The 12,396-nt window shown below is 63.6% G+C and carries 12 protein-coding genes; 11 read left to right on the top strand and 1 reads right to left on the bottom strand.

Annotation, left to right across the window (positions count from 1 at the left end; genetic code table 11):
• Positions 1-20: 20 nt before the first annotated feature.
• From LJ737_RS16175 to obgE, 4 genes are all read left to right on the top strand, one after another.
• Positions 21-2,279: a sodium-translocating pyrophosphatase gene (locus tag LJ737_RS16175; RefSeq protein WP_227767579.1), complete on the top strand. Its 2,259-nt coding sequence runs from the start codon at positions 21-23 to the stop codon at positions 2,277-2,279.
• A gap of 210 nt (positions 2,280-2,489) precedes the next feature.
• Positions 2,490-3,029 carry a hypoxanthine phosphoribosyltransferase gene (gene hpt / locus LJ737_RS16170; RefSeq protein WP_227767577.1) on the top strand — a complete coding sequence of 180 codons (540 nt, stop codon included), beginning with the start codon at positions 2,490-2,492 and terminating at the stop codon, positions 3,027-3,029.
• 81 nt (positions 3,030-3,110) lie between these two features.
• Entirely contained in the window at positions 3,111-3,734 is a 624-nt protein-coding gene (locus LJ737_RS16165; protein WP_227767573.1) for an adenylate kinase, read from the top strand.
• 202 nt (positions 3,735-3,936) lie between these two features.
• Positions 3,937-5,049: a GTPase ObgE gene (gene obgE, locus LJ737_RS16160; RefSeq protein ID WP_227767570.1), complete on the top strand. Its 1,113-nt coding sequence runs from the start codon at positions 3,937-3,939 to the stop codon at positions 5,047-5,049.
• Here obgE and LJ737_RS16155 read toward each other — a convergent pair.
• A complete protein-coding gene (locus LJ737_RS16155; RefSeq protein ID WP_227767569.1) occupies positions 5,046-5,525 on the bottom strand; it encodes a type 2 periplasmic-binding domain-containing protein in 480 nt (159 codons plus the stop codon). The two genes, obgE and LJ737_RS16155, sit on opposite strands and share 4 nt — an antisense overlap.
• A 259-nt stretch (positions 5,526-5,784) precedes the next feature.
• Here LJ737_RS16155 and LJ737_RS16150 point away from each other — a divergent pair, with 259 nt between their 5' ends.
• The 7 genes from LJ737_RS16150 (at position 5,785) to LJ737_RS16120 (ending at position 12,303) form a co-directional block, all read left to right on the top strand.
• The gene (locus tag LJ737_RS16150; RefSeq protein WP_227767567.1) at positions 5,785-6,378 is read left to right on the top strand and encodes a nucleotide exchange factor GrpE; all 594 of its coding nucleotides are present in this window, start codon (positions 5,785-5,787) and stop codon (positions 6,376-6,378) included.
• A gap of 60 nt (positions 6,379-6,438) precedes the next feature.
• Entirely contained in the window at positions 6,439-7,590 is a 1,152-nt protein-coding gene (dnaJ, locus tag LJ737_RS16145; protein ID WP_227767566.1) for a molecular chaperone DnaJ, read from the top strand.
• Between the two features lie 491 nt (positions 7,591-8,081).
• Positions 8,082-8,591 (top strand): RNA polymerase sigma factor, encoded by a 510-nt coding sequence (locus LJ737_RS16140; protein ID WP_227767564.1) that lies wholly within the window; start codon positions 8,082-8,084, stop codon positions 8,589-8,591.
• The gene (locus tag LJ737_RS16135; protein ID WP_227767561.1) at positions 8,591-9,226 is read left to right on the top strand and encodes a hypothetical protein; all 636 of its coding nucleotides are present in this window, start codon (positions 8,591-8,593) and stop codon (positions 9,224-9,226) included. Before LJ737_RS16140 ends, LJ737_RS16135 begins: the two co-directional genes overlap by 1 nt.
• A gap of 147 nt (positions 9,227-9,373) precedes the next feature.
• Positions 9,374-10,327, top strand: coding sequence for an ABC transporter ATP-binding protein (locus LJ737_RS16130; RefSeq protein ID WP_227767560.1), 954 nt, complete (start codon positions 9,374-9,376; stop codon positions 10,325-10,327).
• 50 nt (positions 10,328-10,377) lie between these two features.
• Complete coding sequence (locus LJ737_RS16125) at positions 10,378-11,712, top strand: ABC transporter permease (RefSeq protein WP_227767557.1); 1,335 nt, start codon at positions 10,378-10,380, stop codon at positions 11,710-11,712.
• Positions 11,713-11,808: 96 nt separating this feature from the next.
• Positions 11,809-12,303 (top strand): hypothetical protein, encoded by a 495-nt coding sequence (locus LJ737_RS16120; protein ID WP_227767555.1) that lies wholly within the window; start codon positions 11,809-11,811, stop codon positions 12,301-12,303.
• Positions 12,304-12,396 lie beyond the last annotated feature (93 nt).

Genomic DNA, 12,396 nt, shown 5'->3' with positions numbered 1-12,396 from the left:
CAACCTCCTAACACCGCTTTATGACCATCCTCTACCTCGCGCCCGGGCTGGGCGTGCTGGCCCTGTTGTACACGGCCTTGCGCGCTGGCTGGGTTTCCCGCCAGGACGCCGGTGACGACCGTATGCGCACCATCGCCGGCCACATCGCCGACGGGGCTATTGCCTTCCTCAAGGCTGAGTACCGCGTGCTGACCATTTTCGCCCTGATTGCCTGCGCCTTTTTGGGCTTTCTGAGCTACGGCAACGAGCGGTCCAGCCCCGTTATCATCGTGGCCTTCCTGATCGGCGCCGTTTTCTCGGCCGTGGCTGGGTTTATCGGGATGAAAATTGCAACCAAGGCCAACGTGCGCACCGCTCAGGCCGCCCGCACCAGCCTCTCCAACGCCCTGAACGTGTCCTTTGCCGGCGGATCGGTGATGGGCATGGGCGTGGCCGGCCTGGCCGTGCTCGGCCTCGGCGGCCTCTTTATTGTCTTCTACAACATGTTTGTGGGCGGCGCCTCGGCCAATGGCCCCGAAATGGAGCGCGCCCTGGAAGTCTTGACGGGCTTCTCGCTCGGCGCCGAAAGCATTGCCCTCTTTGCCCGCGTGGGCGGCGGCATCTACACCAAGGCCGCCGACGTGGGCGCCGACCTCGTGGGCAAAGTGGAAGCCGGCATCCCCGAGGACGATCCGCGCAACCCCGCCACCATTGCCGACAACGTGGGCGACAACGTAGGCGACGTGGCCGGCATGGGCGCCGACCTCTTTGGCTCCTACGTGGCCACTATTCTGGCCACCATGGTGCTCGGCCGCGAAGTCATTGCCGCCGGCGACAACTACAACGGCATGTCGCCCATCATCTTGCCCATGGTCATTGCCGGCCTGGGCATCGTGTTTTCGCTGATTGGCATCCTGTTCGTGCGGGTGAAGGAAGGCGGCAACGTGCAGGCGGCCCTGAACATCGGCAACTGGATTTCGGTAGCCCTGACGGCCGTGGCCGCCTGGTTTGTCATTCACTACATCCTGCCCTCGGGCACGCTGAGCATGGCTCGCCTGGGTTCGGCCCCGTTCACGGCTACCGACGTGTTCTGGGCCGTGGCCGTGGGCTTGGTGGTGGGCACGCTGATGAGCATCATCACCGAGTACTACACCGCCATGGGCAAGCGCCCGGTGCTCAGCATCGTGCGCCAGAGCAGCACCGGCCACGCCACCACCGTTATCGGCGGCCTGGCCGTGGGCATGGAGTCGACGGTAATGCCCATCATCGTGCTGGCTGCGGGCATCGTGCTCAGCTACGAGTTTGCGGGCCTCTACGGCGTGGCCATTGCCGCCGCTGGCATGATGGCCACCACCGCCATGCAGCTGGCCATTGACGCCTTCGGCCCCATTGCCGACAACGCCGGCGGCATTGCCGAAATGAGCGAGCTGCCCAAGGAAGTGCGCGAGCGGACCGACATCCTCGACGCCGTGGGCAACACCACCGCCGCCACCGGCAAGGGCTTCGCCATTGCCTCGGCCGCCCTCACCTCGCTGGCGCTGTTTGCCGCCTTCATGGGCACGGCCGGCATTTCGGCCATCGACATCAGCAACGCCCGGGTGCTGGCCGGCCTCTTCGTCGGGGCCATGATTCCGTTCATCTTCTCGGCGCTGGCCATTTCGGCCGTGGGCCGCGCGGCCATGGCCATGGTTCAGGAAGTGCGCCGGCAGTTCCGCGAAATTCCGGGTATCATGGAAGGCACCGGCCGCCCCGAGTACGAGAAGTGCGTGGCTATTTCGACCCAGGCCGCCATTCGCGAAATGCTGCTGCCCGGCGCCATTGCCCTGATTACGCCCATCATCATCGGCTACGCCTTCGGGCCCGAGGTGCTGGGCGGCACCCTGGCCGGCGTGACGGTATCGGGCGTGCTGATGGCCATGTTCCAGAGCAACGCCGGCGGCGCCTGGGACAACGCCAAGAAGTCGTTCGAGAAGGGCGTGATGGTCAACGGCAAGATGGAGTTCAAGGGCTCCGACGCGCACAAAGCCTCCGTCACCGGCGACACCGTGGGCGACCCGTTCAAGGATACCTCCGGCCCGTCGATGAACATCCTGATCAAGCTCATGAGCATCGTCTCGCTGGTTATTGCCCCGCACATTGCCCGCGAGGGCTCCGTCATCGACCGCGGCGTGGCCCCGCTGCCCCAGCGCCCCGCCGTCGAGCAGGTGGTACCGGCCCTGCAGCCCAAGGTGCACTACGCCGAACTGGGTACCGAAACCGCGCGCATCGTGCTGACAACCTTGCTGCAGCAGCTGGATTAGCGCCGCGTAATACTCGCCCTGCGCGGGAGCGGCACTACATTTAAACTGCAAACAATGGCATTTTAACGCGTTGCTAGTCAGCAAAACAGGCCGCGCTACGGCCGGCCGCTGCCGGCTAGCCACCACAAGCAGCCCTTCCGCCCGCCGGGAGGGCTGCTCTTTTTTGTCGTACCTTCGCCCCACTTTCGCCCCGGCCCACTTTTCCCCGGTATGTCTCAGGCCACTATCTCGCTGCACAACAAAGCGTTTACTCCCTACCTGACCGAAGCCGAGTTGGCCGCCGCCGTGCGCCGCGTGGCCCAGCAGCTGAGCGCCGACTACGCCGGCAAAACCCCGCTCTTCGTGGCCGTGCTCAACGGCTCCTTCATGTTCGCCGCCGACCTGATGAAGGAAGTCAGCATCGACTGCGAAATTAGCTTTATCCGGGTGGCCTCGTACCAGGGCACCAGCAGCTCCGGGCAGGTCAAGGAAATCCTCGGGCTGCAAGACGCCGTAGAAGGACGCCACGTGGTTATTCTGGAAGATATCGTCGACACGGGTCACACCATGCAGATGCTGCTCGAGCAGCTTGGCGCCCGCAACCCGGCTTCGCTGGAAGTGGCCACGTTTCTGATTAAACCCGACGCGCTGGAGGTGCCGCTCTCCATCAAATACCAGGGCATAGCCATTCCGAACAAGTTCGTGGTGGGCTACGGCCTCGATTACGACGGCCTCGGCCGTAATTACCGCGACCTGTACCAGGCCGTGTAAGAGCAGGATACGGCTTGTCCGATTCTTTCTTACCTTTCTACAGTTCCCCTGCTTCACTCACCTCCCCGCTTACCTCTCCTCATGCTGAATATCGTGTTGTTCGGCCCGCCCGGCGCCGGCAAAGGAACCCAAAGCCAAAAGCTCATCCAGCGTTACGGGCTGGTGCACCTGTCGACCGGCGACCTGCTCCGCTCGCAGATTGCCCAGGGCACCGAGCTGGGCCTGACGGCCAAAAAACTCATGGATGCCGGCGAGCTGGTGCCCGACGCTGTGGTCATCGGCATGATTGAGTCGCAACTGGCCGGCAACAAGGAAGCTGCTGGCTTCATCTTCGACGGTTTTCCGCGCACCATTCCCCAGGCCGAAGCCCTCGACGCCCTGATGCAGCGCTACGACACGGGCATCAACTGCATGATTGCCCTGGAAGTAACCGAGGACGAGTTGGTGACTCGCCTGCTCGAGCGCGGCAAAACCTCCGGCCGCCCCGACGACCAGAACGAAGAGAAAATCCGCAAGCGCGTGACAGTGTACAACACCGAAACCGCGCAGGTAGCCGGCTACTACGCCCAACAGGACAAGTTCCACTCCATCTACGGCATCGGCGCCATCGACGACATCTTCGCCCAGCTCTGCCGCATCATCGACCAGCACCAGCCCGCCACCGTTACCGACGGCTCCAAGGCCGCTGACGAAGTAAAAGCGTAACTTTGCAGGGCCAGCTGGAGCTGGCAACTGACCTCAAGTGTCATCCTGAGCAACGCGAAGGACCTTATCACGCTGGAACGATGTTATTCCAACTCGTCCCATCCTGACAAGGTCCTTCGCGTTGCTCAGGATGACGGCTTTTTTCTGAAGACGCCGACCGCGCGAATTCAGAATTCAACCTTCATAATTCAGAATTCCCAAGGTGGCCTCCAATAACTTCATCGACTACGTCAAAATCTGCTGCCGCTCGGGCCGGGGCGGGGCGGGCTCGCACCACATGTTCCGCGCCAAAGGCCGACCCATGGGCGGGCCCGACGGCGGCGACGGCGGCCGTGGCGGCCACATCATCCTGCGCGGCAACAAGCAGCTCTGGACCTTGCTGCACTTGCAGTACAAAAAGCACGTCATTGCCGGCCACGGCGAAAACGGCGGCGAAAACCTGCGCACCGGCGCCCAGGGCGAAGACATCATCCTCGACGTGCCGCTGGGCACCATCGCCCGCGACGCCGAAACCGGCGAAATCCGGGCGGAAATCACCGAGGACGGCCAGAAGATCATCCTGACCCGCGGCGGCCGCGGCGGCCTGGGCAACGACCACTTCAAGTCGAGCACCAACCAGGCGCCGACCTACGCCCAACCCGGCGAGCCGGGCCAAGAAGTGTGGAACGTGCTGGAACTAAAGCTGCTGGCCGACGTGGGCCTGGTGGGCTTCCCCAACGCGGGCAAGAGCACCCTGCTGTCGGTGGTGTCGGCGGCCACGCCCAAGATTGCCGACTACGCCTTCACCACCCTGGTGCCCAACCTGGGCGTGGTGGGCTACCGCGAGTACCAAAGCTTCGTGATGGCCGACATTCCGGGCATCATCGAGGGCGCAGCCGAGGGCAAGGGCCTGGGCCTGCGCTTCCTCAAGCACATCGAGCGCAACGCCACGCTGCTCTTCATGATTGCGGCCGACTCGCCCGACATTGCCGCCGAGTACCAGGTGTTGCTGAGCGAGCTGGAGCAGTTCAACCCCGACCTGCTGGACAAGCGCCGGGTGCTGGCCATTACCAAGTCGGACATGCTCGACGAGGAGCTGGAAGCTGAAATCACGGCGACGCTGCCGGCCGACGTGCCGCACGTGTTCATTTCCAGCATCACGCAGAAAAATATCCAGAAGCTGAAAGACCTGCTCTGGCAGCAGATTCAGGATGCCCGCCGCGACGACCCCAAGCCCCTGCGCCACAGCATCTGGGTGCAGAAAGGCAGCAGCGACGACGCAGACGAAGCCGAATTCGACGACGAAGACGAGCTGTCGGAAGACCAGTTCGATTAAGCGCTGCCGGCGGCCGGCAGGTGCTGGTAGAGCAACTGCCCGGCCGCTTCCAGCAGCGGCACGTCGGACGTGCGTTCTTGGCAGCGCTGCATATCGTAGTGGCACAGCGTACCGAAGGCCCGGCCCGCCGCGTCGCGGATGAGCACGCCGCAGTAAGACACGACCGGCGTTTCCACGACGCCCCGTACCCGCTCGTCGGTGGCGGCGTCGTTGATTTCCAGCGGCGCCTGCTGCCGGCCCACCAGGGAGCAGTACGTCACGCGCATGGGTACGTCGGCGCCCTTCGCCACGTTCGGGTCGAACCGGTCGTAGAGGGCTTCGCTGCGCAAGGTGTCGCCGTCGAAGCGAAAAATGCCGGTGTAGCGGTGCGGCGTGCGGTTGTTCAAGTACTTGAGCGCCGCCGCCACGCCTTGTTGGGTGAGGACGGCGCTAAACTCGTCGATTTCGCGCTGCATGGAGTGGGCAGAGGTATTCATGGCAAACGGGCGGCGCGGCCTTGGCAACGGGTAAAAAATGGAAAGTCCAGCGCAGACTCCGCAATATACCAGAAGCCGCGCCGGCAAATGCCAAACTGGTCGGTGGCGACGGGTGCTTCTGCCGGGGCGTCTGAACTAAACGGCCGCAGCCCGCGGTTTCTGTGCCACTATGTCACGCGGCGGGGCTTTGGCAGTACCTTTGAGTTGCCCGAGTTTCCGAAACTGAACTTCCATACCCTGAAATACTTACCGCTTAGGAATGGCTGACGCGACTTTCCCGAACCCCGACGAGCTGCAGGACCCGAACACTGCCGCCACCAGCAATAGCGCCGACCACGTAGCCGGCGAAATGTTTGACGAGCAAGGCTCTACCGGCTCCGCCCCCGACGGCGGCGCCCCCAAAGCCGAAGCCTCCCGCACCGACCAAGAAGTGGCCGATCTGAAAGACAAGTACCTGCGCCTCGCGGCCGAGTTCGAAAACTACAAGCGCCGCACTACCAAGGAGCGCGCCGATATGTTCAAAACGGCCAACCAGGAGTTGATGACCGTGCTGCTGCCGGTGCTCGACGACTTCGACCGCGCCCGCCAGCACACGCAGGGCACCGAAGACGCCAACGTGGTGCGCGAGAGCATCGACATCATCCACGGCAAGCTGACCAAGGCCCTGCAGCAGAAAGGCCTGCAAACCATGGACGCCAAGGGCGGCGCCTTCGACCCGGAATTGCACGAGGCCATTGCCCAGATTCCGGCCCCGTCGGAAGACCTGAAGGGCAAGGTGGTCGACGAAGTGGAAAAAGGCTACTACCTCGGCGACAAAGTAATTCGGCACGCCAAGGTGGTGCTCGGACAGTAGAGAAGAGAGAACAAAGCACGTCATGCTGCGGCTGGCGACGCATGACAGACGAATACGACTATGTCGACCAAGCGAGATTATTACGAAATTCTGGGCGTAGCCAAAAACGCGTCGGGCGACGAGATTAAGAAGGCCTACCGCAAGGTGGCCATCAAGTTTCACCCCGATAAAAACCCCGACGACCCCACGGCCGAGGACAAATTCAAGGAAGCCGCCGAGGCCTACGAAGTGTTGTCGGACGAGCAGAAGCGCGCCCGCTACGACCGGTTTGGCCACCAGGGTGTGGGCGGTGCGGCCGGCAACGGCCACGGCCCGAGCATGGAGGACATCTTCTCGCAGTTCGGCGACATCTTCGGCGGCGGGGGCGGCGGCTTCGAGAGCTTCTTCGGCGGCGGGGCCCGCAGCCAGGGCCGGCGCGTGCGCAAGGGCTCCAACCTGCGCATCAAGCTCAAGCTCGACCTGGAGGAAGTCGCTAACGGCGTCGAGAAGAAAATCAAGGTGAAGCGCTACACGGCCTGCAACACCTGCTCGGGCACCGGCGCCAAAAACGGCACCGAACAGCGCGACTGCGCCACCTGCCACGGCCAGGGCCAGGTGAAGCGCGTGGTGCAAACCATGCTCGGCCAAATGGTCAGCTCCTCGACCTGCCCCACCTGCCACGGCGAAGGCAAGGTGGTGACCAGCAAGTGCGACGTGTGCCACGGCGAAGGCCGGCAGCTGGCCGAGGAAATCATTCCGATCAACATCCCGGCGGGCGTGGCCGAGGGCATGCAGCTCTCCATGTCGGGCAAGGGCAACTACCCCGAGCGCGGCGGCGTGCCCGGCGACCTGCTCATTCAGATCGAGGAGGAGCCGCACGAACTGCTCAAGCGCGACGGCAACAACGTGGTGCTCGACCAGTACATTTCCATCGTCGACGCCGCCCTGGGCGCCTCGCTGGAAGTGCCTACCATCGAGGGCAAGGTGAAAGTGAAAATCGACCCGGGCACGCAGGCCGGCAAGATTCTGCGCCTACGCGGCAAGGGCATTCCGGACCTGAACGGCTACGGCAAGGGCGACCAGCTCATCCACATCAACGTGTGGACGCCGAAGAACGTGACGGCCGAGGAGCGCGCCGCGCTGGAGAAGCTGCGCACCTCGCCCAACTTCACCCCGAGCCCCGGCAAAAACGAAAAAGGCTTCTTCGAGAAAGTGAAGGAGTACTTCCAGTAAGCCAGCTGCTGATTTTGCAGCTGTGTGAAACGAAAGCCACCCCGATTGCCGGGGTGGCTTTTTCATTGGGGGGGCAGTAGGAGAGGGGGACAAACAGCGGCGCCGGGCTGGACGGTGGTGGGCCCGAGTACCGGGCAGTGCGGCGGGCCGAGCCAACGCGGTGCCCTGCCTAGCAGTTGGGGTAACAGGGCTAGTATATGGTTGCGCGTGCCCAGCAGTTGCGGATGAGCGGCTAGTAGCACGTTTGGCCTGCCTAGTAGTCGGTTGAGCGTGCCCAGTAATGCGGGTTGCTTGCCTAGCAGCTGGTTTGGCGCCGCTAGTAATGCAGGCGGCGCGGCTAGTAGCAAGTGAAACGGAATAGTAAGGCTTTCTGCGCCGGCAGGAGGGCGTTTGGCTCGTTTGCGCGGGGCAAACGGCCGGCGGCAATCTTTTTTTCGCTCGGGCTGTAATGCCGCGCCGGCTTCGGCGATTAATTGCCTGACTCCGCCACCATGAGCCCTGCCACCCCGCCCGTTTCCGCCGACTTTACCGCCCTCGTCGGCGCCAACCAGCCCCTGCTGCTGCGCGTGTGCCGCATGTACTGCGCCGACGCTGACGACCGGCAGGACCTCTACCAGGAAATCGTGCTGCAGCTGTGGCGGGCCTGGCCGCAGTACCGGCCCGGCGCGGCCAAGGTGAGCACCTGGCTGTACCGGGTGGCGCTGAACGTGGCCGTGTCGGACCTACGGCGGCGCAGCCGCCACCCCGCACCCGGCCCCCTCGACCCGGAGGCCCCCTACGCCGCCCCGCCGCCCGAGGGCCCCGACGCCGACGACCTAGCCCAGCTCTACCGGGCCATTGAGCGGCTGAGCAGCGTGGAAAAAGCCTTCGTGCTGCTCTACCTTGAAGACCGCAGCTATGAGGAAATGGCCGACATCCTCGGCCTCACCCCAAACCACGTGCGCGTGAAAATGCACCGCGTGCAAGACAAGCTTCGCCACCTGCTAACCCACCCCGCCTGATGGAACTCGACGACCTCCGCCGCCGCTGGCAGACGCAGCCCGTGGGCCCCGCCACTTCCCCCGAATCCACCGAACAAACCCTTCGCGCCATGCTTGCCCACACCCCCGATACCCCGCTCAGCCACATGAAGCACAACGTCCGCCGCAACCTGAGCGTGGCGGTATTGATTCTGGCCATCAACATGCGCACCGTGCTGGGGCAGGGCTCCGCCCACGGCGTGATGCACGAGCCGCTGATGCGCGGCCTGCTGCTGGCTGGCTTTCTGCTGCTGGTTGCGTCGCTGCTTTGGCAGCTGTGGCTGTTTCGGCAGATGGAGCGCGCCGACGACAACCTGCGCCAGCAGCTCGGCCGCCTCACCGGGCAGGTAAAGCAGGTGCTGCGGCTGCGCCAGGTGTACGGCGTGGGCTGGTACGGGCTGCTGCTGCTGGCCGCGCTCTACCTGAAGCGCCACGCGTTGCTCGGCTACCTGCAGGCCGAAGGGCAGCAGTTCGAGCACGCTCTGGTGGTGGGCGCGGGGCTGCTGGCCGCGGTGGGCATGGGCGCGTGGCTGTACCGCGCCGGCCAACAACAGCGCCAGCGCCGCTACGGGCAGTACCTCGACCAGCTGGAGGCTACGCTGCGCGAACTGGAGTAATCCGGGCGGGTCGGCCCCGCCGTTGGGGCCAGCTTTTCGCCGGTTCAGGCCCGCGGAACGACCGTTGGTCTAAGATTACCCGCGGGCCTGCGGCGGCGTGTGCCGGAACTCTCTACCTTGGCAACCACAATCAGCTCTTCGACAGCTATGACTCCAATCTTACAGGCCATCGACGTACGCAAGCAGTACGCCAACCATACCGCCCTCGACGGGGTGAGCCTGGAGGTGCCCGAAGGCTCCATCTTCGGGTTGCTCGGGCCCAACGGCGCCGGCAAAACCTCGCTCATCCGCATCATCACCCAGATTACCGGAGCTGATTCGGGCGAAATTCGCTTCCGCGGCGAAAAGCTGAACCCGAGCCACATCGGCCAGATCGGCTACCTGCCCGAGGAACGCGGCCTTTACAAAAAGATGAAGGTGGGCGAGCAACTCATGTACCTAGCCCAACTCAAGGGCATCGGCAAGGAGGAGGCCCGCCAGAAAATCAAGCACTGGCTGGAGCGCTTCGACATCAAGAGCTGGGCCGACAAGAACATCGAAGACCTCTCCAAGGGCATGCAGCAGAAGGTGCAGTTCATTGCCACCGTCGTGCACGACCCCAAGCTGGTCATCCTCGACGAGCCGTTCTCCGGCTTTGACCCCATCAACGCCAACCTGCTCAAGGACGAAATCCTGGCCATGCGCGACCGGGGCGCCAGCATCATCTTCTCCACCCACCGCATGGAATCGGTGGAGGAAATGTGCGACTACATTGCCCTGATCAACCGCTCCCGGAAAGTGCTCGACGGCCCCGTGCGCCAGGTGCGCGACGCTTACCGCACCCAGACCTACGAGGTGGAAGGCAAGGGCCACCTGATGATTACCCACCCCGATTTCGAGGAGCTGGAGCAATCGAAGCGGGAGAACGAGCACTTCCGCGTGCTGGTAAAGCTGCACGCCGGCGCCACGCCCAACGACCTGCTGCGCTACCTCATCGGGCCGGGCAACGTGGAGGTGCATGCCTTCCGCGAGCGGGTGCCGAGCATCAACGAAATCTTTATCCGGCGGGTGCAGGAAACCCAGCCCGACTACGTGCCCGACACGGACTCGGTGCTGGCCTAGCGGCGGGAAAGCGACTGATAACCGAGAACTGACAACTGTCAACCCAACCCATGTCTAAAATTTGGCTTATCGCGCAGCGCGAATACCTCACCCGCGTGCGCAAAAAGAGCTTCATCATCATGTCCTTGATCGGGCCGCTGCTGACGGTGGCCTTGTTCGCGGTGCCCGTGCTCATCGCCAAAATGTCGGACAACGACAAGGTGGTGGCCGTAGCCGACGCCGGGGGCCTCTTCGCCGACAAGCTGCCCGACCCCAAGGACGACATCAGCTTCACCCGCGTCTCGCCGGATCTGGCCACGGCCAAGGCGGAATTCAAGAAAAGCAAGTACGATGCGCTGCTCTTCATTCCGAAGCTCGACATCAGCAACCCGGCCGGCTTCCAGGTCTTTTCGCGCAAGGGCTTGGGCATGTCGCTGGAAAACGACATCAACCGGGCCGTCAACAACGCCATTGAAAGCCGGCGCCTGCAGCAGGCCGGCATCAACCGCGCGGTGCTCGACAACCTGAAGGTGAACGTGGACCTGCAGACGGTGAGCCTGAGCGACGACGGCGAGAAAAGCTCGAGCACTGGCATCAGCACGGTGGTGGCCTACACCTTCGGCTTCCTGATCTACATTTTCATCTTCATCTACGGCGTGCAGATCATGCGCGGGGTGATGGAGGAAAAAACCAACCGCATCGTGGAAGTGGTTATTTCCTCGGTGAAGCCTTTCCAGCTGATGATGGGCAAGGTGCTCGGCATTGCCGGCGTGGGCTTCACGCAGCTGGCGTTGTGGGTGATTCTTTCGATGGGCATCAGCTCGGTTATGGCCGGCTCCATCAGCCCCGATAAGATTGCCCAGGACCGCGCCGCCCGCACCACCGCCGTGATGCGCCCGACGACGAGCAAGGACGAAGCCGCCAAAAAGGAAAACGTGGCCGCCAAGTTCACCCAGGCCCTGAAAAGCGCCGACCTGAACGTGCCCCTGCTGGCGGGCTGCTTCCTGTTCTACTTCCTCGGCGGCTACCTGTTCTACGGCGCTCTGTTCGGGGCCATTGGCTCGGCCGTCGACAGCGAAACGGACACCCAGCAGTTTATGATGCCCGTCACGATGCCCTTGGTGCTCACGTTTGTGGTGTCGCAGGCCATTCTGACGACCAACCCCAACGGCACGGTGGCCTTCTGGATGTCGATGTTTCCGCTGACCTCGCCCATTGCCATGATGATGCGCCTGCCCTTCGGCGGGGTGCCGACCTGGCAGTTGTTGCTCTCGATGGCCCTGCTCATTGCCGGCTTCGTGGGCGCCATCTGGATTGCCGGCCGCATCTACCGCGTGGGCATTCTGATGTACGGCAAGAAAGTTACCTACGGCGAGCTGTCGAAGTGGCTGTTCTACAAAGGCTAAGCGTGGCTTGCTAAGCTGAAAAAGGCTGCACCTGAAGTCAGGTGCAGCCTTTTTTTGTATGCCGGGTAAGCTTCCGTAACACCTACCTTCGTCGGCATGAAATTCTCGTTTCGATTCCCGTTGCTGCTCCTGCTGGTGGTGGGCCTGTTGGCCGGCTGCAGCAAAGACGACGACCCGCTTAAGGGCAAGCTGCGCTACAAGGTGCAGGTGCGCGTCCGGGGCGAAAACCTCACCGGGCTGGGCGCCGAAATGAGCTACGCCACCGTGCGCAACACCCTCACCGACCCTAAGCCCGGCCCCAGCGGCCGCGACACCTACGCCGTGCGCGCCGACACGATCTACGAACTGGGCGAATACGGCGCCTACGACGCGCTGGAAGTGACCCTGGCCATGCGCAACGTGACCTGCCAGAACGCGGCCACCCAACTCGGGGCCAACAGTTACCTGAAAGCTGAAATCCTGGCCAACGGCCTCAAGATCGACGAAGTGGAGCTGAACCGCACCGCCGCGCGCACCATCAGCTGCTCGGCCACGCCCTACCTGGTGCTGGTGGGCGGCGTCGGCGGCTCCGGCGGCGACTGGGACGACTAAGCTGCTCGGCTGACCTGCTAATGCCGACGAGGCCGGAACCGGGGTTCGGCCTCGTCGGCGTTTGCGGCCGCCTGGGTCGGAGCCGGGCCCGGG

The sequence above is a fragment of the Hymenobacter sp. 15J16-1T3B genome (assembly GCF_020711235.1).
Lineage (GTDB): Bacteria > Bacteroidota > Bacteroidia > Cytophagales > Hymenobacteraceae > Solirubrum.
The sequence above is the reverse complement of the archived record's forward strand: the minus strand, read 5'-3'. Positions and strand labels throughout refer to the sequence as shown.

What these genes read in the sequence shown, in the direction of transcription:
- LJ737_RS16175 (WP_227767579.1), top strand. Translation starts at nt 21, where the DNA reads ATGACCATCCTCTACCTCGCGCCCGGGCTGGGCGTGCTGGCCCTGTTG.
- hpt (WP_227767577.1), top strand. Translation starts at nt 2,490, where the DNA reads ATGTCTCAGGCCACTATCTCGCTGCACAACAAAGCGTTTACTCCCTAC.
- LJ737_RS16165 (WP_227767573.1), top strand. Translation starts at nt 3,111, where the DNA reads ATGCTGAATATCGTGTTGTTCGGCCCGCCCGGCGCCGGCAAAGGAACC.
- LJ737_RS16155 (WP_227767569.1), bottom strand. Translation starts at nt 5,525, where the DNA reads ATGAATACCTCTGCCCACTCCATGCAGCGCGAAATCGACGAGTTTAGC.
- LJ737_RS16150 (WP_227767567.1), top strand. Translation starts at nt 5,785, where the DNA reads ATGGCTGACGCGACTTTCCCGAACCCCGACGAGCTGCAGGACCCGAAC.
- dnaJ (WP_227767566.1), top strand. Translation starts at nt 6,439, where the DNA reads ATGTCGACCAAGCGAGATTATTACGAAATTCTGGGCGTAGCCAAAAAC.
- LJ737_RS16140 (WP_227767564.1), top strand. Translation starts at nt 8,082, where the DNA reads ATGAGCCCTGCCACCCCGCCCGTTTCCGCCGACTTTACCGCCCTCGTC.
- LJ737_RS16135 (WP_227767561.1), top strand. Translation starts at nt 8,591, where the DNA reads ATGGAACTCGACGACCTCCGCCGCCGCTGGCAGACGCAGCCCGTGGGC.
- LJ737_RS16130 (WP_227767560.1), top strand. Translation starts at nt 9,374, where the DNA reads ATGACTCCAATCTTACAGGCCATCGACGTACGCAAGCAGTACGCCAAC.
- LJ737_RS16125 (WP_227767557.1), top strand. Translation starts at nt 10,378, where the DNA reads ATGTCTAAAATTTGGCTTATCGCGCAGCGCGAATACCTCACCCGCGTG.
- LJ737_RS16120 (WP_227767555.1), top strand. Translation starts at nt 11,809, where the DNA reads ATGAAATTCTCGTTTCGATTCCCGTTGCTGCTCCTGCTGGTGGTGGGC.